Annotated in this window: 22 protein-coding genes; 16 read left to right on the top strand and 6 right to left on the bottom strand. The window is 51.0% G+C overall.

The window, feature by feature from the left end:
• Window positions 1–100 precede the first annotated feature (100 nt).
• The 8 genes from OO017_RS01945 to OO017_RS01910 all read left to right on the top strand — a co-directional run bounded on the left by OO017_RS01945 (window position 101) and on the right by OO017_RS01910 (window position 5,726).
• Window positions 101–772: an RluA family pseudouridine synthase gene (locus OO017_RS01945; RefSeq protein WP_266050746.1), complete on the top strand. Its 672-nt coding sequence runs from the start codon at window positions 101–103 to the stop codon at window positions 770–772.
• 53 nt (window positions 773–825) lie between these two features.
• Window positions 826–1,518, top strand: a complete 693-nt coding sequence (locus OO017_RS01940; RefSeq protein WP_266050745.1) for a cation efflux transmembrane domain-containing protein — start codon at window positions 826–828, stop codon at window positions 1,516–1,518.
• A gap of 169 nt (window positions 1,519–1,687) precedes the next feature.
• Entirely contained in the window at window positions 1,688–2,452 is a 765-nt protein-coding gene (locus OO017_RS01935) for an acyl-CoA desaturase (protein WP_266050744.1), read from the top strand.
• A gap of 182 nt (window positions 2,453–2,634) precedes the next feature.
• The gene (locus tag OO017_RS01930) at window positions 2,635–3,180 is read left to right on the top strand and encodes a 30S ribosomal protein S16 (RefSeq protein ID WP_266050743.1); all 546 of its coding nucleotides are present in this window, start codon (window positions 2,635–2,637) and stop codon (window positions 3,178–3,180) included.
• Window positions 3,181–3,191: 11 nt separating this feature from the next.
• A complete protein-coding gene (gene rimM, locus OO017_RS01925) occupies window positions 3,192–3,776 on the top strand; it encodes a ribosome maturation factor RimM (RefSeq protein WP_266050742.1) in 585 nt (194 codons plus the stop codon).
• 2 nt (window positions 3,777–3,778) lie between these two features.
• Complete coding sequence (trmD, locus tag OO017_RS01920) at window positions 3,779–4,456, top strand: tRNA (guanosine(37)-N1)-methyltransferase TrmD (protein ID WP_266050741.1); 678 nt, start codon at window positions 3,779–3,781, stop codon at window positions 4,454–4,456.
• Window positions 4,457–4,626: 170 nt separating this feature from the next.
• Window positions 4,627–4,980, top strand: coding sequence for a 50S ribosomal protein L19 (gene rplS / locus OO017_RS01915; RefSeq protein ID WP_266050740.1), 354 nt, complete (start codon window positions 4,627–4,629; stop codon window positions 4,978–4,980).
• A gap of 161 nt (window positions 4,981–5,141) precedes the next feature.
• Window positions 5,142–5,726 (top strand): inorganic diphosphatase, encoded by a 585-nt coding sequence (locus tag OO017_RS01910; protein ID WP_266050739.1) that lies wholly within the window; start codon window positions 5,142–5,144, stop codon window positions 5,724–5,726.
• 154 nt (window positions 5,727–5,880) lie between these two features.
• On the opposite strand, the gene OO017_RS01905 is transcribed toward OO017_RS01910, so the two are convergent.
• Window positions 5,881–6,582, bottom strand: a complete 702-nt coding sequence (locus tag OO017_RS01905) for a DNA repair ATPase (protein ID WP_266050738.1) — start codon at window positions 6,580–6,582, stop codon at window positions 5,881–5,883.
• A gap of 214 nt (window positions 6,583–6,796) precedes the next feature.
• Between OO017_RS01905 and OO017_RS01900 the strand changes: the two genes are divergently transcribed.
• From OO017_RS01900 to OO017_RS01890, 3 genes are all read left to right on the top strand, one after another.
• The gene (locus tag OO017_RS01900; RefSeq protein ID WP_266050737.1) at window positions 6,797–7,204 is read left to right on the top strand and encodes a 6-pyruvoyl trahydropterin synthase family protein; all 408 of its coding nucleotides are present in this window, start codon (window positions 6,797–6,799) and stop codon (window positions 7,202–7,204) included.
• Window positions 7,167–7,862, top strand: coding sequence for a GTP cyclohydrolase I FolE (gene folE / locus OO017_RS01895; RefSeq protein WP_266050736.1), 696 nt, complete (start codon window positions 7,167–7,169; stop codon window positions 7,860–7,862). Before OO017_RS01900 ends, folE begins: the two co-directional genes overlap by 38 nt.
• Before the next feature lie 116 nt (window positions 7,863–7,978).
• On the top strand, window positions 7,979–8,896 hold the full coding sequence (locus OO017_RS01890; protein ID WP_266050735.1) for a TIGR01777 family oxidoreductase: 918 nt from the start codon (window positions 7,979–7,981) through the stop codon (window positions 8,894–8,896).
• Window positions 8,897–9,114: 218 nt separating this feature from the next.
• Here OO017_RS01890 and OO017_RS01885 read toward each other — a convergent pair whose 3' ends face one another.
• On the bottom strand, window positions 9,115–11,445 hold the full coding sequence (locus tag OO017_RS01885; RefSeq protein WP_266050734.1) for a penicillin-binding protein 1A: 2,331 nt from the start codon (window positions 11,443–11,445) through the stop codon (window positions 9,115–9,117).
• Window positions 11,446–11,637: 192 nt separating this feature from the next.
• On the opposite strand from OO017_RS01885, the gene OO017_RS01880 reads away from it, so the two are divergent.
• The 4 genes from OO017_RS01880 (at window position 11,638) to OO017_RS01865 (ending at window position 14,497) form a co-directional block, all read left to right on the top strand.
• Window positions 11,638–12,141 carry a hypothetical protein gene (locus OO017_RS01880; protein WP_266050733.1) on the top strand — a complete coding sequence of 168 codons (504 nt, stop codon included), beginning with the start codon at window positions 11,638–11,640 and terminating at the stop codon, window positions 12,139–12,141.
• Between the two features lie 114 nt (window positions 12,142–12,255).
• Window positions 12,256–13,077, top strand: a complete 822-nt coding sequence (locus tag OO017_RS01875; RefSeq protein WP_266050732.1) for a class I SAM-dependent methyltransferase — start codon at window positions 12,256–12,258, stop codon at window positions 13,075–13,077.
• A gap of 20 nt (window positions 13,078–13,097) precedes the next feature.
• Window positions 13,098–13,982 (top strand): UbiA family prenyltransferase, encoded by an 885-nt coding sequence (locus tag OO017_RS01870; protein WP_266050731.1) that lies wholly within the window; start codon window positions 13,098–13,100, stop codon window positions 13,980–13,982.
• Between the two features lie 41 nt (window positions 13,983–14,023).
• On the top strand, window positions 14,024–14,497 hold the full coding sequence (locus tag OO017_RS01865; protein ID WP_266050730.1) for a hypothetical protein: 474 nt from the start codon (window positions 14,024–14,026) through the stop codon (window positions 14,495–14,497).
• A 782-nt stretch (window positions 14,498–15,279) separates the two neighbouring features.
• Here the strand turns inward: OO017_RS01865 and rho are convergent.
• Window positions 15,280–17,004: a transcription termination factor Rho gene (rho, locus tag OO017_RS01860; protein ID WP_266050729.1), complete on the bottom strand. Its 1,725-nt coding sequence runs from the start codon at window positions 17,002–17,004 to the stop codon at window positions 15,280–15,282.
• A 287-nt stretch (window positions 17,005–17,291) separates the two neighbouring features.
• On the opposite strand from rho, the gene serS reads away from it, so the two are divergent.
• The gene (serS, locus tag OO017_RS01855; protein ID WP_266050728.1) at window positions 17,292–18,566 is read left to right on the top strand and encodes a serine--tRNA ligase; all 1,275 of its coding nucleotides are present in this window, start codon (window positions 17,292–17,294) and stop codon (window positions 18,564–18,566) included.
• Window positions 18,567–18,640: 74 nt separating this feature from the next.
• On the opposite strand, the gene OO017_RS01850 is transcribed toward serS, so the two are convergent.
• The 3 genes from OO017_RS01850 to OO017_RS01840 all read right to left on the bottom strand — a co-directional run bounded on the left by OO017_RS01850 (window position 18,641) and on the right by OO017_RS01840 (window position 20,815).
• Window positions 18,641–19,048, bottom strand: coding sequence for a hypothetical protein (locus OO017_RS01850; protein WP_266050727.1), 408 nt, complete (start codon window positions 19,046–19,048; stop codon window positions 18,641–18,643).
• 15 nt (window positions 19,049–19,063) lie between these two features.
• Window positions 19,064–20,038, bottom strand: coding sequence for a glycosyltransferase family 9 protein (locus OO017_RS01845; protein ID WP_266050726.1), 975 nt, complete (start codon window positions 20,036–20,038; stop codon window positions 19,064–19,066).
• A gap of 159 nt (window positions 20,039–20,197) precedes the next feature.
• Window positions 20,198–20,815: a hypothetical protein gene (locus OO017_RS01840; RefSeq protein ID WP_266050725.1), complete on the bottom strand. Its 618-nt coding sequence runs from the start codon at window positions 20,813–20,815 to the stop codon at window positions 20,198–20,200.
• Between the last annotated feature and the right edge of the window lie 9 nt (window positions 20,816–20,824).

Raw genomic sequence — 20,824 nt, 5'->3', positions numbered from 1 at the left:
GTTATACTTTGACACATTTTGAAGTATAGCTTTCTGATTCTCTAACATGGTTTCCCCATCCGTAGTTATACTTTACCCTTTTCTCCCCTGATCCATTCCTATGGCCTTAGACGTTCTTTTTGAGGATAACCATGTGCTGGTGGTAAACAAGCCTGCCGGGTTGCTGGTGCATGGCGATGAGACAGGCGACATGACGCTGGCTGATTTGGCGAAAGAGTACATAAAAGAGAAGTATAACAAGCCCGGAAACGTTTTTGTCGGGGTGGTGCACCGCCTTGACAGGCCAGTGAGCGGCGTGGTGCTGCTGGCTAAAACATCCAAGGCCCTCTCACGCCTCAACGAACTTTTCCGTAGTAAGAAAACGGTGAAAACCTACTGGGCATTGGTACAGAACAGGCCAAAGCAGGAACAGGGCAACCTGGTGCACTGGCTTGTGAAAGACAGCTCCCGCAACGTGACCAAAGCCTATGCAAAGGAAAACGTTGCCGGCTCACGCTCCGAGCTCAACTATAAACTACTGAGCACACAACAGGGCAAGTACCTGCTGGAGGTGAATCCCATTACCGGCAGGCCGCACCAGATACGGGTGCAGCTAGCCTCCATGCACTGCCCTATACTTGGCGACCTGAAGTATGGCGCAGCCCAGCCGATGCCCGACAAAAGTATAGCCCTACACGCGCGCCAGTTGCAGTTTACCCACCCCACCCTCAAAACCCCTGTTGTGGTAAGCGCCCCTCCCCCAGCCACGCCGGTGTGGGCGCCTTTCAGGTAAGCCAACCTACTGCCTGAGGGAGCCTTTTTGATCCCTTTTGCGTTCATCTCTGTATGACTAAACATCAAACAAGTATAGCAGAAAGCATTGTAGCGGAACAAAACTCCCGGCCTGGCATTAACAAACTCTTAAAAATTGCATTTGTCCTTAGCGTAATTACCATTGTCTACAACCTGGCTGAGGGGCTGGTGTCGGTTTATTTCGGGATAGAAGACGACACGCTCTCCTTGCTGGGCTTCGGCCTGGACAGTTTTGTGGAGGTTATTTCGGGCATTGGCATTGCGCACATGGTATGGCGCATGCAGCGTAACCCCTTGCAGCAGCGGGATAGGTTCGAGAAGCAGGCCTTGAAGGTAACCGGCACCAGCTTTTACCTCCTGACAGCTAGCCTGGTGATCGGAAGCGTACTGAAAGCGATACAGGGGTCGCAGCCTGAGACAACAGTAGTAGGTATTATCGTTTCCCTTGTCTCTATACTTACCATGTTCTTCCTGATGCGCTACAAACTGGATGTGGGCAACAAGCTAAACTCTGCTCCCATTATTGCGGATGCACATTGCACCAGGGCCTGCTTACAACTGTCGGTCATACTTCTGGTAGCTAGTGGCCTGTACGAACTTTTCCGGATCGGCTATGTAGATTTGCTTGGTTCGCTGGGTATTGCCTACTTTGCTTATAAAGAGGGCAAAGAAGCCTGGGAGAAGGCAAGAAGTTCCGACCTTAACAGTTGCTGTAGCGGCAATTGAAGTTCCTGAAAGATAAGCAAAAGATGATATTTATCATTTTCTGAACTTTTACCCCGTTAATACTATTTTACTTTTAAATTCGTGTTGTAGCTTTGCGTATGGCAAGGCGCGTTCTACAACGCAATAATGCCGCACAACTAAGATCAAATCACTTAATACCCATACATTGATGGCAATTCTAATCTTTTTCGTGGTGCACTGGTACCTGTCGCTGTTCGTGCAGACCTTTTTCCTGCACCGCTACGCAGCGCATAAAATGTTTACCATGAACCCGTTCTGGGAAAAAGCATTTTACCTGCTCACCTACATCGCGCAGGGCTCCTCGTTCCTGTCGCCACGTGCTTATGCTATTCTGCACCGCATGCACCACGCGTTCTCCGACACAGAGCGCGACCCGCACTCGCCCCACTTCTCTAACAACGCCTTCACGATGATGTGGAAGACGAAGGAGATCTACAACAACGTGCTTAACTACCGTGTGGAGCCGGAGCGCCGCTTTGATGGTGACTACCCAGTATGGCCGGTTCTTGAGAAGATTGGGGACTCGAAGGTTTCCCGTGTTGGCTGGGGCGTAGCCTATGTGTTGTTCTACATCGCCTTCGCTACACAGTGGTGGATGTTCCTGCTGTTGCCTCTGCACTTCCTGATGGGTCCGGTACACGGTGCCATTGTAAACTGGAGCGGGCACAAGTATGGCTACCAGAACTTCGATAACAACGACAAGTCCAGAAACTCGCTTTTCTTCGACTTCCTCACAGGCGGTGAGCTGTTCCAGAACAACCACCACAAACTGCCTAACCGCGTGAACTTCGGCGTGAAGTGGTGGGAAGTGGACCCTACCTGGCCGGTTATCTGGACGCTGGACAAGCTGAGCATCATCAAGCTGAAGCCTGTGAAGGTGAAAGCTGAGAAAAGATCCAAAGCAGCCGCTTAAGCATCGACAAGTATAGAGAAAGCCCTTCCGAAACGGAGGGCTTTTTTACGTTTTATACTTTGCGCTAAGCCTCAGAGAATTAATAAATAACAAAGGGCTGTAGATAATCAGAAATTATTTCCCTAATTTTGCGGTTCTAAACAGGCGGACGGGTTCCGCCGACTGAAAAAACACATTATAAAATGGCAGTAAAAATCAGACTGGCCCGCAGAGGCCGCAAGAAAGCCGCTATCTACGATATCGTAGTAGCAGACGCTCGTGCACCACGTGATGGTAAATTTATCGAGAAACTGGGTACTTACAACCCAAACTCTAACCCCGCTTTTATCGACTTCAACGAAGATAAGGCATTCCAGTGGGTTATGAACGGTGCGCAGCCAACTGACACCGTAAAAGCAATGCTTTCTTACAGAGGTATCCTGTTCAAGAAGCACCTGCAGGTAGGTGTTGCGAAAGGCGCCATCACTCAGGAGACTGCTGATGCTCGTTTTAACGAGTGGAAAGAATCCAAAGAGGCGAAGATCGAAGAGAAACGTCAGAAACTGGGTTCTGAGAAAGAATCTAAGCGTGCGGCTGCTTTAGAGGCTGAGCGTAAAGTTAAAGAGGCTCGTGCAGAGGCTATCCGTCAGCGTGACGCTGAGAAAGCTGCTGCTAACGCTCCTGCTGAAGAGGCTACTGAGGCCCCTGCAGAAGGCGGCGAAGGCGAGTCTACTGAAGAGCAAGCATAATTCGGCGTGCCATGCAAGTTGATGAATGCTTCCTGTTAGGCTATATCGTCAAGACCCATGGCACGAAGGGGCAAGTAGTCGCGTTTTTTGACGTAGACTTTCCTGAAGATTATGAAGATCTGGAATCAGTTTTCCTTGAGCAAAAAGGAAGACTGATTCCTTTTTTTATAACGACCATGGAGCCTGTGCAGAAAGGCCGCTTTATCATAAAGTTCGAGGATATCAACACCATCGAACAAGCCGAAGCACTGCGCAACACCTCTCTTTACCTACCCCTAGACGAACTGCCGGAGTTGGAAGAAGGCCAGTTCTACTTCCACGATGTGATCGGCTACCAGGTGGTAGATGAGCAGCATGGTGCGCTGGGTACCGTAAAGGAGTTTTACGACCTGCCGCAGCAGCAACTTATGGTAATGGAGTACCTGGACCAGGAAATGCTGGTGCCGGTAATGGACGAGATCTTCCTGCGTGCCGACCACGAGGCAAAGCAACTGCACGTGAGCCTGCCGGAAGGCCTGCTGGAAGTATACACGCAGCCATCCAGTCCCGACGAAGCCGACGACTTTGACGAAGAAGACACCGAGGAGGAGAAATAGCAATGCGCTTTGACATTATCACGTGCCAGCCGGACCTGCTGGAGAGTCCCTTCAGCCACTCTATACTGAAAAGGGCGCAGCAAAAGGGCCTAGCCGAGATCCATATCCACGACCTGCGCCAGTACGCCGTGAACAAGCATGGCCAGATTGATGACTATGCGTTTGGTGGCGGTGCCGGTATGGTGATGATGATAGAGCCGATAGACAAGTGTATTTCGGAGTTGCAGGCCGACCGGAAGTATGATGCCATCATCTACATGACGCCGGACGGGCAAACGCTGAACCAGGGCATCGTAAACCAATTCTCGCTGCTGGAGAACGTGATCATACTTTGCGGCCACTACAAAGGCGTGGATGAGCGGGTGCGGCAGCATTACGTAACGCACGAGATCAGCATCGGGGACTATGTACTATCGGGTGGAGAACTGGGTGCAGCCGTGCTAACGGACGCTATTATCCGCATTCTACCAGGAGTGCTCAACGACGAAACCTCTGCGCTAACCGACTCTTTCCAGGATGGATTGCTGGCACCGCCGGTTTTTACCCGTCCTGCCGAGTACAAAGGCATGAAAGTACCGGACATCCTGATGTCTGGCGACACGCCCAAGATTGAGCAGTGGCGTTTTGAGCAAGCCGTGGAGCGCACCAAACAGCGCCGCCCCGACCTTCTGAACGAATAGCATAGTACGGATAAGGCCGGTTAAGTAAAAACAAATGGGCCATAGGTAAAATTTACCTGGGTGCCCGCCAAAATCTATATTTTTTTTCTGCAAATGTTCTTATGTAATAAATATTTACATATCTTTGCAGTCCGAATTTCGAGAAGATACTTTAAGAGAACATAGCCATCATGAGCGAACTAATTAAATTCATTGAGCAGGAATCTACTGACAAGCGCGCCTCTTTCCCAACTTTCCAGGCGGGTGATACTATAAACGTACACGTTAAGATCCGTGAGGGTAACAAAGAGCGTGTTCAGCAATTCCAGGGTGTTGTGATTCAGCGTAAGAACGTGAACACAAACGGTGAGACGTTCACTGTAAGAAAAGTATCTAACCAAATTGGCTTAGAGCGTATCTTCCCACTTCTTTCTCCTTCTATCGAGAAAATCGAGCTGGTAAGAAGAGGTAAAGTAAGAAGAGCAAGACTGTACTACCTGAGAGGACTTCAGGGCAAGGCTGCTCGTATCAAGGAAAGACGATAAGAATACCTGTTTTCATAAGTTTTCCATAGTTTTAGTAAAAAAGGAGCCGATAACCTCGGCTCCTTTTTTTATACCTATACTTGCACCTGATGGCTGCCTGTGCTTTAGTCTGCAGCCTCTGTTTCTTATCTTTGAAAGTACAAACCCAAGCACTTCCCGTTATGAAAACCCATACTTTATACTTGCTTCTGCTGCCGCTGCTTATACTGTTCTCCTGCCAGACAGACTATACCGCGCTACCTACCTACTCGGCGAACAAGCAGCTACAGGCTGTAATAGAGACACCCGCCGGCAATACGCTCCGGCTGGTGTATGACCAGGAAAAAAAGGAGTTTCTGCCGGACCTGAATGCAGGACATGAACGGCAGGTGAATTTTCTCCCCTACCCTGGCAACCTGGGCTTTATTCCCTCTACCGAGATAGATAAAGACGGCAAAGGCCTGGAGGTGCTGGTACTGGCCGAGCGAAAGGAGCCGGGCACGGAGATGGAGGTGATTCCGGTGGGCCTGATGCAGTTGGAGAACAGAGGCGAGTTACGCCATATTGTGGTAGCCGTGCCGGCGCGCCCCAGCGAGCGCCAACTGGACGCCACCAATTACGAAAGCTTCAGCAAGAACTACCCGGGCGCCAAGGCCATACTTCAGATCTGGTTCTCTAACTACAATGAGTCTGCTAACACCAGGTTTGTGGGCTGGCGCGATGAGAAATTCGCGGAGAAGGAGATACAGCGCTGGATGAAATTGTAACCGGCGGTCACGCAACACATTGCGTGGGGGCCTGATACATCCTAATACTGAAGTAAGAAAAGCTATACTTCTACTCCACGAACTACCGCTCATAAAAAAGAGACGCAAAAATTGCGTCTCTACAAGTATAAACCCAGCAAAATTTGCTCCTGAGTTAGCGATTTACCTGCAGCAGCTTGGCACGAACGGCATCTACGGATTGCTCCATCTCCTGCACGCGCTGGCGGCTAAGCTCCTGCTTCTGGCGGTTTAGCTGCACCTCCTGCTCCAACTGCTTCAGATCCTCGGCGTTTCGCACCAGTTCCTGTTCCAACTCCTTCCGGCGCTGCTTGTTCCGCTCTATACTTAGCTGCAGGCTATTGGCCTCCTTCACTACACGGTCCTGCTCCGCTTTGGTAGCCTGCAGCACATCCTCGGCAGCGTTAATCTGCCGGAACACGTCTTCGCGGTAGAGCTTTCGGGCAAAGCCCCGCATAAATTTCTCTGCAGCGGTATACTCTTTTGGTGTGGCAGACTTGCTCAGGTAATCGGTCCCGAAATCCAGGGTCCACCAAACATTGCTGCCCATGGCATCGCTGCTTACCAGCGAGAGCAGGCGCACAGGCACATCCGAAATTGTATCGATCTTAGCTTCCTCCACTGTTATAACGCCCTTGGTAACCCGCACGCGGCCCGCCTTCTGCCCCAGGTAATCCTTCCAGGAGCGCTCCACGGTTTTAGTGTCTAACTGCACCGACAGCTGCTGCCCGCGCCTTTTCACGCCCAGCACCTCCTGCTCCACTTCTTTTACCTGCACCGACTGCGCCTGGCAAACGCCGACCACCAACAATAAAATGGCAAGTATAAATCCTCTCATACGGCTCCTGATTTTTGTACTCCGATAGGTTTGTCTGATACACGAAGTTAAAGAATAGGCAGCAGAAAGAGCGAAGGCAAAACGAATTAATTTAGCCTGTTTTTGGTTTGGGATTAGGGCTAGCTGCACTAACTTTGCAAACTTATGGCACTCGCAGTCAGAGGTGATCGGGTATGGAGCCAAACTTTACCGCACATTAGCTGTTAAGAGCACTATGAAACTAACCGTTTGCCGAAAGGAGCACTTTAATGCCGCGCACAGATTGCACAACCCCGCCTGGACGGATGAGCAGAACAGCACGGTGTTTGGCCTGTGCAACAACCCCAATTACCATGGGCATAACTATGAGCTGATCGTGAAGCTGACGGGCACTGTAGACCCCGACACCGGGTATGTGTACGACATGAAAATACTGAGCGACCTGGTAAAGGAGGAGGTGGTGAACAAGTTTGACCACAAGAACCTGAACCTGGACACGGAGGAGTTTAGCGAACTGAACCCAACCGCCGAGAATATTGCGGTGGTAATCTGGAACAAACTCCGTGAGAAAATCAGCCCTGATTACGATTTAGCTGTAACACTGTATGAAACAGAAAGAAACTTTGTGGAATATAATGGATAACCACGACCTGGAGAACGAAGAGGCGATGGATGACCACGTGATGAGCTCTCTGGAGACACCGTTGCGTGCTGATGCATTTGACCTGTCAGACGACGAAAAGATTACGATCATCGAGGGGCACTTCCGCGAGATCATGCACACCCTGGGCCTGGACCTACAGGACGACAGCCTGAAGGGCACGCCGCACCGCGTGGCCAAAATGTATGTGAAGGAGATCTTCAGCGGTCTGCACCCGGACAACAAGCCGCATGCGCGCCGCTTCGAGAATAAGTATAAGTATAACAAGATGCTGGTGGAGCGCGATATTACCGTGTATTCCTCCTGCGAGCACCATTTTGTGCCTATCATAGGCAAGGCGCATGTGGCCTACATCCCGAACGAACACGTAATAGGCCTGTCTAAGCTGAACCGCATTGTACATTACTACGCCCGCCGTCCACAGGTGCAGGAGCGCATGACCATGCAGATAGCCGACGAGCTGAAACAGGCGCTGCAGACTGAAAACGTAGCCGTACTGATTGAGGCGGACCACCTGTGCGTGATGAGCCGCGGCGTGAACGATGTGAGCAGCAGCACCGTTACGGCAGAATATTCCGGCCTGTTTGAGCAGGAGCAGTACCGCACGGAATTCCTGGGCCATATTCGTACCAGCCGTTAAACTGTACCCTGCTTTACCCGGAAACCATACTTCTTACCTTCCTACGAAATATCAGAAAACTTAAATATACCTAAGTTTCGTATAGGTGAACTTACTGTGCAAACACATAAAAGCTTATGCCAGGAAAAATACTCATTACAGGAGGTTCCGGTTTAATAGGGATGCGTCTGTCAGAGATGCTGATAGACCAGGGGTACGAAGTAGCGCACCTCAGCCGCAACCCCGATAAGGTATCCACTTATAAGACCTTTAAGTGGGATGTAAAGGAAGGCTACATTGATGAGAACGCCATCATGTATGCCGATTACATCGTGAACCTGGCGGGTGCCAGCGTAGCTTCCGAAAAATGGACGGAAGAGCGCAAGAAGGAACTCCTGAATAGCCGCGTACAAAGTATAAACCTGCTGCACAAATGCCTCAGCGAAGCGGAGCACCACGTAAAAGGGTTTATTTCTGCCTCCGCCATAGGTATTTACGGCGACTCCGGCGACCAACTTGTGTCAGAGGAAAGCATGTATGCCGATGATTTTCTGGCGGAGATATGCAAGGCCTGGGAAGAAGCCGCATGGCAGATGCGCAACCTGAACCTGCGCACTGTACTCCTTAGGCTGGGCATTGTACTGAGCATAAAAGGCGGTGCCTTGCCGCAGATGGCCCGCCCTGTAAAGCTAATGGCTGGTGCCCCGCTGGGCTCCGGGAAGCAGTACATGTCCTGGATCCATATTGACGATGCCTGCCGCCTGTTTATCCGCGCCATAGAGGACACCCAGTTTGAAGGCGTTTACAATGCTGTGGCGCCGCACCCTGTTACCAACAAAGAGTTTACCCGGGAACTGGCCGAAGCCATGAAAAAGCCGCTGGTACTGCCTAAAGTGCCTGCCTTTGCCATTAACCTGATGATGGGCGAAATGAGTGAGGTGGTGCTTGCCAGCCAGCGCGTAAGTGCCAATAAGGTACTCCACACCGGCTTCACGTTTGAGTATAATTACCTGGAGGATGCGCTGGAATCTTTCTACGAAGAGCAGGAAGACTAAATAACTAAGTTGCGATTAATCAACCCCTCCGAGGAGGAGAGTCACCTACACTATTTGCGAAATTCCCCTTAAGGTAGATTCGTTTCATTCTTCACTTTTTGTCATCCTGAAAGGCCTTGGTAGCTTGTAGTATAGTATAGGGTAACCTCCCTTCAAAAAATAGAAGGCCCCGCTATACTTTAGCGGGGCCTTCTATTTTTATACTTGGGTATGTTGTGTTAGAGTATATCGCCAAAATTGAGCAGCTCTAGCACTGAGTCTATTTGGGTGGAGTCCGGCATTGGCTTTGGCAGCACGGTGGTGCAGTTATACTTTTTGCTGATCTTAACCGTAGGCTTAGGGAAACGCCCCATAGTGTACCCCAGTTCCTTGTCCTCATAAATCCGCTCCATGTATAAACCAAACACCGGCAGGGCTGTTTTGGAGCCTTCGCCCAACTGCGAGGTACGGAAGTGTATGCTGCGGTCCTCGCCGCCAACCCATACGCCCGTCACCAGGTCCTTGGTTACGCCCATAAACCAACCATCGGAGTGGTTAGAGGTGGTGCCTGTTTTGCCGCCTATCTCATTGCCTTTCCAGAGGTCATACTCCCACAGCGCCTGCGAGGTGCCGCCCGGCTCCTCCATACCTCCTTTTAGCATGTGCATCATCAGGAAAGCCGTCTCCTCGCTCAGCACCTTCTTCTGCTTCGGCGTGAACTGGTACAGCAGGTTACCGTTCTGGTCCTCGATGCGGGTAATGAACATGGGCTCGGTATGGAAACCTTGGTTCGGGAACGTGCTGTAAGCCCCCACCATCTCAAAGATAGAGACATCGCTCGGGCCAAGGCCAATGGATGGCACCGACTCCAGCGGGCTTTCTATTCCCAGTTTGTGAGCATACTTTACTACCGTTTCCCAGCCGATTTGCTCGGTAAGCTTGGCCGTAACGGAATTCACCGATTTGCCCATACCCCGCCGGAGCGTCATGGGGGCACCTGTGTATTCCCAATCCGCGTTGGTAGGCGACCAGCTCTTCTTCTTCCCTTTCTCTACATAGTTGATGGTAATGCGCTGGTCCACTATCTTATCGCAGGGCGAGTAGCCGTTGTCGATGGCAGCCACATACACGAAGGGTTTGAAGGTAGAACCCGGCTGGCGACGCGCCTGTTTCACGTGGTCATACTTAAAGTACTTAAAGTTGATGCCGCCCACCCATGCTTTGATATGGCCTGTAAAAGGGTCCATGGTCATCATGCCGCCATGCAGAAAGTGCTTATAGTAAGCCAGCGAGTCCAGCGGGCTCATGGTCACTGTTTTCTCCAGCGAGTCGTTCTCCCAGGTAAACACTTTCATCTTGCGCGGGCGGTTCAGTTCTTTGTTAATGGCAGCGGTGTCATCGCCATACTTCTTCTTGAGCCGGCGGTAATAGGCTGTGCGCTTGATGGTTTCTTCTATAAACCCAGGTATCTCTTTGTTATTCTCGTCCACCCACGGATTTTTGCCCTCCCAGTGATTATCGAAACGCCGCTGTAGCCTGCGCATGTGCTCCTCCATGGCCGCCTCAGCGTGCGCCTGCATCCTGGAGTCGATGGTGGTGTATACTTTCAGGCCGTCGCGGTAGAGGTCGTAGCCATTCTCCTTGCACCACTCCTGCAGGTAATCGGCCACGGCGCCCCTAAAGTAGGTGGCAGGGCCGTCGTAGTGGTTCTCCACACTATAATCCAACACAAGCGGGAGTTGACTCAGAGAGTCGGCCTCGGCCTCGGGCAGGTAGCCATACTTTACCATCTGGCCCAGCACTACATTGCGGCGGCGGGTGGCGTTCTCAGGGTTAAAGCGCGGACTGTAGTAGGTCGGGGCTTTGAGCAGGCCCACCAGCACGGCCGCCTGCTCTACCTTCAGGCTATCCGGGGAGGTGTTAAAGAAGGTTTGGGACGCTACTTTTATACCGAAGGAGTTCGATCCGAAATCCACCGTGTTCAGGTACATGGTCAGTATCTCCTCTTTGGTATAGCGCTGCTCCAGCTTAATGGCCGTAAGCCACTCTTTGGTTTTTGAGATAACAATATTGAGGCCTGGGATGTGGCCCAGCACACCTTTGGAGTCGTCGGTGCGGGTTTTGTAGAGGTTCTTGGCCAGCTGCTGTGTAATGGTGCTCGCACCTCTTGCCTCGCCTCTAAAGCTACCGTACACCGCCGACATGATGGCCTGGGGGTCTATGCCGGCGTGCTCGTAAAACCGGATGTCTTCGGTGGCAACCAGCGCCTGCACCAACTGCGGCGACAGCTTTTTGTAAGTTACCGGGCTGCGGTTCTCCCGGAAGTATTTCCCGATCAGCTGTCCGTCAGAAGTATAAAGCTCGGAGGCCTGGTCAGACCGCGGGTTCTCCAGCCTGTCCAAACTCGGCGAGGCTCCAAACAGGTACAGTATGTTGTGCTCCACACTCAGCAGGTACAGCACAACCACGGTAAGCCCCAGGAAGAACGTCTTCCAGGCAAAGCCTATCACCTTCTTGGCTATGGATGATGTTGTTTTAGGTTCTTGTACTTTCTCTTGCTCCTTCGGCATCTTTAGCAAACAGCGGCTGTTTTCTTTAAATTCCCTATCGCACTTCAAACAAAACGATCACAAAGATACTTTTTGTACACAACTTCCAAGAAGTACATCCTATATTACTTTGTAAATACTACCAAAACGACTATACTTTGACGTGTGCTGGCTATATTTGTTCCAGAAGACGCTCCTTAGAATTTCAAAAAAATGCAAGATACACTACAGCAGGCTTTTAACAGGATCATCGGGCTCCCGCTCAACAAAACCACCCGTAACGAAGCCGTACAGTATTTCCATTTTGGCCACACGCATTACACCACGCCGCAGGGCCTGGTGCTGGATGTGGGAGAAATTACCCTGGCCGTGAACTGCCCCTGGGAACTGCAGCTGGCCGACGGCGGCCTGATAAAGCAAAGCGAGATGTACATCCGTAAGCGTGAGGCGGGCCTCCCAACCCCGGTATGGGACTGGAAGAAGCCCGGCTCCAGCATGCTGGACCAGCGCCTAATGGAACTGGTGAACGATAACCCGAACCTGGTGGTGGAGCGCGCCGAGCAGCAGGATGATTTTGGCCTTCTGCTATACTTCAGTGACGGCTCCACGCTTTCCGTCTTGCCCGAGCCCGAAAAGCCGGTGGCGGAGTACTGGCAGTTCTTCAGCAACACCGGCGATGGCCTGCGGGTGGGTGCCAGTGAACAGGGCCTGTTTTAAGTACTAATACTTTGGCGCAAGTATAAACCGGCCGCGTTTATACTTGCACCCATACTTTTGCCCCTCCGGAAACCTTTAGCGCTGCTGCAGAGTACTTCAGCAAAAAGCAGCCCTTTGAACATCCGCCTCCAACTTTTCGAATTCGAAGACCAGCGCTGGTTCCCACATGTTATCCGGCAGGGTATGCTGGATTTCCTGCGCTTCATGATCACCCGGCTCAACGCCTATGAGGCTGCCACGCCACTGCTGCAGGAGCTGCTGGAGCGTACCGGCCAGCGGCACATCACCGATCTTTGCTCAGGTGCCGGAGGCGGCATTGCCGCCATTCAGCAGGAGTTGAGCCAGCGCACGGAAAGCCCCGTGACCATTACCCTCTCAGACCTTTACCCCAACATCGGCGCTTATGAGTACCTGCAGCATACTTCCGGAGGCAGCATTCGTTTTGTACCCACGCCCGTAGATGCCACCGCCGCGCCCGAAAGTGTAAAAGGCGTGCGCACCATCTTCTCCTCCTTCCACCATTTCCCGCCACACCTGGCCAAAGCCATACTTCAGGACGCCGCCGACAAGTGCGCTGCCATCGGTATTTTTGAAGGGGCGAAGAAAAGCTGGCTCGAGCTGCTGCTGCTCTGGCTGTTCTTCCCGGTTATCATACTTGTGGTGACGCCATTCGTCCGTCCTTTCAGGCTCAGCAGGCTCTTTTTTACGTACATTATACCGCTTATTCCACTGGGCATTCTCTGGGACGGCACAGTTTCGCTGCTGCGCATGTATACCCCCGAGCAACTAGAGCGGATGGCCTCAGAGATTCGTGCGCCAAATTATACCTGGCGCTCCGGCCGCACAGGTACCGGCCCTGGTAAAGATGTTATCTACCTGCTCGGGTATCCGGAGGAAGTAGAAAGTATAAAAGTAGAGAAGCCTGAGAGTCCTTAAAAATCTTTAACCCATAGCCATTGAACACAGCCAAGTACAGCACTGCCCTTACCCTGATGCGCATTCCGTTTTCGGTGTACCTGATGCCAATCTTCTGGTTTGCCCTGAGCACCTTGCCGCAGGTGAATGTATGGAGGGCGGTGGCGGTGTTCCTGGTGCTGCATATTTTGGTGTACCCGGCCAGCAACGGCTACAACTCCTACTACGACCGCGACGAGGGTAGCATTGGCGGGCTAAAGAATCCCCCAAAACCGAACCGGCAGCTCATGCACCTGGTACTGCTGTTTGATATATTGGCCATACTTTTTAGCTTGTTGCTTTCGCCTCTTTTTGCCGTTTTCGTAGCGCTGTACCTTCTTATCTCCAAGGCTTATAGTTACGAAGGCATCCGCCTTAAAAAATACCCTGTCCTGAGTACGTTTGTGGTAACTTTTTTCCAGGGGGCGTTTACGTATGTGATGGTGCAGGCAGGCGTTGGCCTGAAACTACAAGAGGTGCTGCAACAGCCAAATAGTTGGTTTGCCCTGGTAAGTACCCTGTTTCTCTGCGGCTCCTACCCCCTTACCCAAATTTACCAGCACGCTGAAGACAGCCGTCGCGGCGACCGCACCCTGAGCCTGATTTTAGGTGTAAAGGGTACTTACCTGTTTGCAGCAGTCAGTTTGCTGGCGGGCACGGCGTTGTTGCTTTGGTTATACTTTAGCACAGGGCAGGTGCGTAATATTTTCATCTTCCTGCTCTGCACGGCACCGGTTTTATACTTCTTTACCGGCTGGGTGGTGCGTGCGCAGAAAGATAGGCGCGAGGTGAATTTTGAGAACACCATGCAAATGAACAAAATCTCTTCGCTGTGCATCAGTGCTGCTTTTGTATTGATGATGGTGGCAAGGATATGGCCAAGTTAAACTTGCATCCGTAATAGCGTATAGCGACAAACTCTAAGCCCATGAAGTTTCTAGATGCTGTAGTGGCGGGTATAGCTGGCACCGCCGCCATGACTGCTTTTTTGTACTTGCTCTCCTTTGTTACACACCGCGTGATGAAAGTGGTTCGTATCCTCGGCACCATGCTTCTGAACCGCACCCACCCCGACGGAAACCTTTCGGAGCTTACCGGTACCAAGGTAGCAGGCACGCTTGCCCAGTACGCTGCAGGAGTCTTTTTCGCCGTTATCTACCTAGCTTTGTGGAATTCCGGGGTGGGGCTGGCAACTGCCTCGTGGGGACTGCTTTTTGGCCTGGCTCATGGTTTGGTTGCCATGATGATCTGGTATTTCTTTTTTATGCTACACCCCCGCCCGCCGCTCATCACCTTAAAAACATACCTCACCACCCTCATCTTTGCCCACATCGTCTACGGCTTTGTAACCACCTATACTTTTTACCTCCTGTTAAGGCCGGAGTATAGTTTTTGGTGGTAACCCGGAAAGAAGAACTGCTTCAGGATAAAGGAAAGGATTTGGCCACATCAGTAATATCTTTTGCTATCTAAAACACGGTTGTCACTCCCTAATTAGAAAGTAACTGCTCTGTCTCAATTGTAATCTTTGTAGCCAAGGAGAGGTTCTGAATCAGGATTTTCAGGATTAGTGGATAGACAGGATTTCCCAGCAGATGCTTGTCATCCCACTTGTTAGGAGTTAAGGAACGATTAACCCACCCCTAGAGCTACGCTCGCTAACTCAAAACTCTCGTTTTGGCTAGTCCAGAGGAGTGGAATTTTCAGCATGCGATTACATCCCCCTGCCCCCTTCGAAGGGGGACTTAGACCTCTTTTCATAGCAAAGGCAGCAGCTATCGAATCTGTTCCCAGTCTTTCCGTTGAGCGCCTTTGGAGTTTTTCGGTCCCGAAGGGATTGCAAAGCGATAGCGAGCAAAGAAAAGCTCCCAGCGCGATGCGGGAAGACGAGCCCTCCCGGGCTGGAGGGAGCCAAGGCGGGAGGTGCAACTTTAGTTATGCAAGACTGATGATGAACTGCTGAAAGAAAGGATAGCTTAGTTCATGTTTAAGGTAGCAGCGGCTAGGGAAGTATAAACTGAGAAGTATAAGTATGCGGATTAGGAAATCCGCAGCAGAGAGGTTCCGGACAGGGATGTCCGGAACAGCAGGACGTTTGCGCCAGGTAAGCAAGTATAAAAACAAAACAGCCTGCCAAACAAACGTCTGGCAGGCTGCAAGTATAAGTTAAGTTAACTCCTATTCTTATCCGTTCATCGAGATCAGGAACTCCTCGTTGCTCTTGGTGCCCTTCATACGCTCTTTCAGGAACTCCATGGCCTCGATCGAATTCATATCCGACATGAACTTGCGCAGGATCCAGATACGGTTCAGCTCGTCTCTGTCCATCAGCAGATCCTCGCGGCGGGTGCCGGAAGCCGGAACGTCGATAGCCGGGTACACGCGTCTGTTGGCCAGCTTGCGGTCCAGTTGCAGTTCCATGTTACCGGTACCTTTAAATTCTTCGAAGATTACCTCGTCCATCTTTGAGCCTGTATCGATCAGGGCAGTGGCGATGATGGTCAGGGAGCCGCCGTTCTCTACGTTACGGGCAGCACCGAAGAAGCGCTTCGGCTTGTGCAGTGCGTTTGCATCCACACCACCCGACAGGATCTTGCCAGACGAAGGAACTACGGTGTTGTAAGCACGGGCCAGACGAGTGATAGAGTCTAACAGAATAACCACATCGTGGCCGCACTCTACCATGCGCTTGGCTTTATCCAATACAATGCTGGACACCTTTACGTGGCGGTCGGCAGTCTCGTCGAACGTAGAGGCGATCACCTCCGCGTTTACGCTGCGGGCCATGTCCGTAACCTCTTCAGGGCGCTCGTCTATCAGCAGGATCATCAGGTATACTTCCGGATGGTTCTCTGTGATGGCGTTTGCTATCTCCTTCAGCAACACTGTTTTACCAGTTTTAGGCTGTGCCACGATCATACCACGCTGGCCTTTACCAATAGGGGCAAAAAGATCGAGAATACGGGTTGAAAGCTGGCTTGGGCGTGTGGTCAGTTTCAGGCGCTCTTCCGGGAAAAGCGGCGTCAGGTGCTGGAACGGGATACGGTCACGGATCTCCTCTGTGGTGCGTCCGTTTACGGTTTCCACCTTCAGCAGGGCAAAGTACTTCTCTCCTTCTTTCGGAGGTCTGATTTGCCCTTTTACAGTATCTCCGGTTTTAAGGCCGAAAAGCTTTATCTGCGATGGAGAAACATAGATATCATCCGGCGAGGCCAGGTAGTTGTAGTGCGTAGAACGGAGGAAGCCATAGCCATCCTGCATCAGTTCCAGCACTCCCTCGTTCAGGATAATACCGTCAAACTCTTTAAAGTTACTTGTATTGGCAGCGTTCTGCTGGCTGCTACGGCGCGTGTTATCACTACGATCGTTGCTGCGGCTCTCTCTGCTGTCGTTGCCACGGTTATCGCGGTTGTCGCGGTTGTCACTGCGATTATCATTTCCGCGGTTGTCGTTGCGGCTCTCTCTATCTCCTCTGTTATCGCTGCCGCGGCTCTCGCGGTTATCAGTACGGCTTTCCTCTCTGTTGTCGCGGCGAACACGCTCACGGCCAGCCTGTGCGCCGTGGTCTTTTGCCGGGGCCTCAGTTGCCACTGCCGTCTGAGTTCTTTCATCGGTACGGGCAGCTGCATGTGTGCGCTGGCGTTTTTCTCTAACCGGAGCTTCTGGGGTTCTCTCTTCTTCTACAGCAACTGCACTTTCAACTGTTGCAACACTACCAGACGATTCGCTTTGAGAGGTGCGATTGTATTCTTTTGATATTTTCTCGGAGGGGGTAACGGCTTGTTGATCGAGGATCTTGTAAATGAGGTCTTGTTTGCTGAGTTTCTTAAAGTTTTTAACACCCAAGTGCTCAGCAATTTCTTTGAGTTCTGAAAGAAGCCTATCTTTCAATTCTTCAATTTTGTACATAAATAATGGTATGGTAGTTAACTTAACTTGCCAGGTTTCGCGGTGAGCGAACAAAGCGAGAGATTTTCTTTTAAATCAGGAAAATAGAATAGGTTGCGAAAGAGTCAGACAGGCACGGGAAAAAGGGCCTTCTTCAATTGTACCGCAATGTTATTGCAATGCCTTTTAATTAACAAATATTAGCGGTGGTTTTAGATAAAAAGTTTCAAAATTTGTTTAAAAGATTTCGTAAAAGCCGCTAAATAGTTAAAAAGCTCTATTTTTGTGTTTATACATTATACTTTACTATGCTACAGCTAACAGTTTTAAGAGAGCAGACCGAGCAGGTAATTGCCGGGCTGAACAAGAAAAACTACAAAAACGCGGCCGATGAAGTTGCCGCTCTACTGGAGCTCGACCAGAAGCGTCGCCAGGTCCAGAACGAGCACGACTCGCTGCAGAGCCGCGCCAATGCCATCTCCAAGGAGATCGGCATGCTGATGAAGAACGGAGAGCGCGAGAAGGCCGAAGCCGCCAAAGCCGAAACCACCGAACTGAAGCAGCAGACCAAATCCTTAGCTGAGCAGCTCTCCTCCATAGAAGACGAAATCCAGAAAGCCCTCTACAAGCTGCCTAACCTGCCGCACGAGAGCGTACCGTTTGGCAAAAGCGCCGAAGACAACGAGGTGGTGCTGGAGCACGGTGAAATTCCGCAGCTGCACGAAGGCGCGCAACCACATTGGGAGCTTATCCAGAAATACGACATCATAGATTTTGAGCTGGGCAACAAGGTATCCGGAGCCGGTTTCCCGTTTTACAAGAAGCAGGGTGCCCGTTTGCAGCGCGCGCTCATTAACTTCTTTTTAGACGAGGCCATGAAGGCCGGATACATGGAGGTGCAGCCACCGATTGTGGTAAACGAGGCCTCTGGCTACGGCACGGGCCAGTTGCCCGATAAGGATGGACAGATGTATCATGCCACGGCAGATAACCTGTACCTGATCCCTACAGCGGAGGTTCCTATTACAAACATGTACCGCGATGAGATTGTTCCGGTGGAGCAATTGCCGATCAAAAATACTGGCCATACACCTTGCTTCCGCCGCGAGGCCGGCTCATGGGGTGCCGATGTGCGCGGCCTGAACCGCCTGCACCAGTTCGATAAAGTGGAGATTGTGCAGATTACGCTGCCGGAGAAATCTTACGAGGCGCTGGAGGAGATGAGCAGCTATATACAGGGGCTATTGCAGAAACTGGAGCTGCCTTACCGCGTGCTGCGCCTTTGCGGCGGCGATATGGGCTTTACCTCTGCCCTAACCTACGACATGGAAGTATACTCTGCTGCCCAGGGCCGCTGGCTGGAGGTTAGCTCTGCCTCTAACTTTGAGACCTACCAAGCCAACCGCCTGAAGCTACGCTACAAAACCGAGTCGGGCAAAACGCAACTGCTGCATACGTTGAATGGTAGCGCCCTGGCCCTGCCACGCATTGTAGCGGCTATACTTGAGAATAACCAAACCCCGGACGGCATCAACATGCCGAAAGTGCTGCACCCATACTTAGGGTTCGAGAAGATCTCTTAAAGATCCTTACCCAGAAACAGAAAAGCCGCTGATTAAGTCAGCGGCTTTTCTGTTTTCACCAATTTGCAAATTGCCTATTCTTCCCCTCCAAACTGCTCCAGGTAAGCCTGATACTGGTTCTTGAGTTTATACTTCTTAATTAGGATCTTGGGTTCGTCGAGGTTCTCGGCCTTTAGCTCTTTGGTTTGCAGCAGTTGCTCCAGCGCTTTACGCTCATCCTCAGCACCGTCTATACTTTCGTAGTCCTGCAGAAAGGCAGGCGTGAGCAGGAGCTTGTTCTTTTTGATAGCTACATACCCCACCGACATCAGCTTCTCCAGCCCCTGCTCTACATCGGCATGCGTCAGCACGGTTCCGTCCACGGCATCGGCCATGAGCAGAATTTCGTGCAGCGGCGCCCCACCTTCTTCGCCGGATGCTAAAAGCATCGCCTCCAATAGTTGCACATCCGTATCCTGCCAGGTTAAGTTATATTTGGCCATAGTTTTCAATTTTCACTATCTGATTTCAATATCCTCAAATGAGATATCGCGCATACATTTAAAATGGCCTTTCGGGCACTTGCTGTAGCCGATTTTGGAGCAGGGCCGGCAACTCAGGCCTTTTACCTCCAGTACTTTATACTTTGTCCGGAAGGGGTACATGCCAAACTCAGGAATGGTGTTGCCCCACACACTGATGATCTCTTTCTGGAAAGCCGCCGCAATATGCATCAGGCCCGTGTCGTGGCTCACCACCTGCTTTGCCTGTTTCACCAACGAGGCAGAGCCATTCAGGTTATACTTGCCGCAGGCGTTGTAGATGATGGTTGGTAACTTTATCCCGGAAAAATGAGCGGCTATCTCGTCGCCGGTGGTAGCATCCTCCTTGCCTCCCAAAAGTATAACCGGCTGCTGCAGGCGCTCGCAAAGTTCTATAATACGCTCAGTGGGCAGGCGCTTGGTGTAGTGCTGCGCCCCGATGGCAAAGGCCACATAACCGTTCTGAAAACCTGCGGGCAAAGTATGGACATCCACCTCATCCGGGGCAGGTATAAAGTAATCCAGGCCCTGGCCATCGTCTTTCACGCCCAAGGCTGCTGCGGCATCCATGTAGCGTTGCACAATGTGCACGTCGGGCAGACGGTTGCGCTTGAAGTTTACCATCAGCCATTTCTCGTAGTTAAGCTTGTTAAAGCTACGACTCGGCTTGCCCAGCCTTGCCTTAATCACGCGGGTGCGCAGGTTGTTGTGCAGGTCCACCACGTAGTCGAAGTTTTCCGCCTTCAGCTCCTGCACCAGGTCGCCCAGTTTCTCGCCCAGCACATGCACCTTGTTCACGTAGGGGTTGTTGGCAAGTATACTTTGGAAGGCTTTTTTGGTAACGTAGTGCACCTCCGCCCCCGGCACCTGCTGCTTTATACAGCGGATAACGGGCGTAGTCAGCACAATGTCGCCGATGGAGGAAAAACGAAGTATGAGAATCTTTGGCATTTAATACTTTAATCGAACGCTGCCGCAAGTTTTCAACTTGTGGCTATACTTGGGGTAAGCTTTCAGCTTACGGTGTTGTGGCTGTTAACAATTTTTCGCAAGCTGAAAGCTTGCCTCATATGTGCTCCAAGCTAAAAGCTTGAAGCAGCTGCTTTAATTTTATTCACGGTAATACACTTCCTCTTTGATGAAAGCATCAAAGCTTGGCAAATTACTGCCTATTGGCTCATGGTTATCCTGAAACCAAGTATGCAATTCCCTTACTTTCTCGTTCTCCGGCTCCTGCTTCATCATTTGCTGCACAATAAAGTAAGCATCATCTGCGATGCCGTTTTCATAACGCAGCTTTGCCAAAAGGAGCATGGCAGCAACATTGGTTGAGTCCTTCCTTAGACTCGCCCTTAAGCCCATATCATAGACATTATTGTGCGCATTATACTTGTTCTCTAAAAATACAGTAAGCGACATTATATCATGTGACGTTTTATAATCAAGAACAAACTCACCAACATCCCCCAAATATGGTTCATAGCCAGGCCCTCTATTCATAAACGCAGACACATCTATCTTAAACATCTCAGGATAAATAATCTCCGCTTCCTCATACTTATCATCAAGTATGTAGTTGACGAAAGCGATAGATGAATCCTGTCGGGTGGCAAGCGTTGCAGGAACAGCTTTATAATCTTTAAAAGAGAAATCCGGCTGTTGTTGCTGGGCACTGCTGCAGCTAAAGCAGCCGAACAACAATGCCATAAGGGCGAGTTTGATTTTCATTTTAACGGT

Source organism: Pontibacter anaerobius (assembly GCF_026241195.1).
Taxonomy (GTDB): Bacteria; Bacteroidota; Bacteroidia; order Cytophagales; family Hymenobacteraceae; genus Pontibacter; species Pontibacter anaerobius.
This window is presented reverse-complemented; position numbering and strand designations above follow the sequence as displayed.

What these genes read in the sequence shown, in the direction of transcription:
- OO017_RS01945 (WP_266050746.1), top strand. Translation starts at nt 101, where the DNA reads ATGGCCTTAGACGTTCTTTTTGAGGATAACCATGTGCTGGTGGTAAAC.
- OO017_RS01940 (WP_266050745.1), top strand. Translation starts at nt 826, where the DNA reads ATGACTAAACATCAAACAAGTATAGCAGAAAGCATTGTAGCGGAACAA.
- OO017_RS01935 (WP_266050744.1), top strand. Translation starts at nt 1,688, where the DNA reads ATGGCAATTCTAATCTTTTTCGTGGTGCACTGGTACCTGTCGCTGTTC.
- OO017_RS01930 (WP_266050743.1), top strand. Translation starts at nt 2,635, where the DNA reads ATGGCAGTAAAAATCAGACTGGCCCGCAGAGGCCGCAAGAAAGCCGCT.
- rimM (WP_266050742.1), top strand. Translation starts at nt 3,192, where the DNA reads ATGCAAGTTGATGAATGCTTCCTGTTAGGCTATATCGTCAAGACCCAT.
- trmD (WP_266050741.1), top strand. Translation starts at nt 3,779, where the DNA reads ATGCGCTTTGACATTATCACGTGCCAGCCGGACCTGCTGGAGAGTCCC.
- rplS (WP_266050740.1), top strand. Translation starts at nt 4,627, where the DNA reads ATGAGCGAACTAATTAAATTCATTGAGCAGGAATCTACTGACAAGCGC.
- OO017_RS01910 (WP_266050739.1), top strand. Translation starts at nt 5,142, where the DNA reads ATGAAAACCCATACTTTATACTTGCTTCTGCTGCCGCTGCTTATACTG.
- OO017_RS01905 (WP_266050738.1), bottom strand. Translation starts at nt 6,582, where the DNA reads ATGAGAGGATTTATACTTGCCATTTTATTGTTGGTGGTCGGCGTTTGC.
- OO017_RS01900 (WP_266050737.1), top strand. Translation starts at nt 6,797, where the DNA reads ATGAAACTAACCGTTTGCCGAAAGGAGCACTTTAATGCCGCGCACAGA.
- folE (WP_266050736.1), top strand. Translation starts at nt 7,167, where the DNA reads ATGAAACAGAAAGAAACTTTGTGGAATATAATGGATAACCACGACCTG.
- OO017_RS01890 (WP_266050735.1), top strand. Translation starts at nt 7,979, where the DNA reads ATGCCAGGAAAAATACTCATTACAGGAGGTTCCGGTTTAATAGGGATG.
- OO017_RS01885 (WP_266050734.1), bottom strand. Translation starts at nt 11,445, where the DNA reads ATGCCGAAGGAGCAAGAGAAAGTACAAGAACCTAAAACAACATCATCC.
- OO017_RS01880 (WP_266050733.1), top strand. Translation starts at nt 11,638, where the DNA reads ATGCAAGATACACTACAGCAGGCTTTTAACAGGATCATCGGGCTCCCG.
- OO017_RS01865 (WP_266050730.1), top strand. Translation starts at nt 14,024, where the DNA reads ATGAAGTTTCTAGATGCTGTAGTGGCGGGTATAGCTGGCACCGCCGCC.
- rho (WP_266050729.1), bottom strand. Translation starts at nt 17,004, where the DNA reads ATGTACAAAATTGAAGAATTGAAAGATAGGCTTCTTTCAGAACTCAAA.
- serS (WP_266050728.1), top strand. Translation starts at nt 17,292, where the DNA reads ATGCTACAGCTAACAGTTTTAAGAGAGCAGACCGAGCAGGTAATTGCC.
- OO017_RS01850 (WP_266050727.1), bottom strand. Translation starts at nt 19,048, where the DNA reads ATGGCCAAATATAACTTAACCTGGCAGGATACGGATGTGCAACTATTG.
- OO017_RS01845 (WP_266050726.1), bottom strand. Translation starts at nt 20,038, where the DNA reads ATGCCAAAGATTCTCATACTTCGTTTTTCCTCCATCGGCGACATTGTG.
- OO017_RS01840 (WP_266050725.1), bottom strand. Translation starts at nt 20,815, where the DNA reads ATGAAAATCAAACTCGCCCTTATGGCATTGTTGTTCGGCTGCTTTAGC.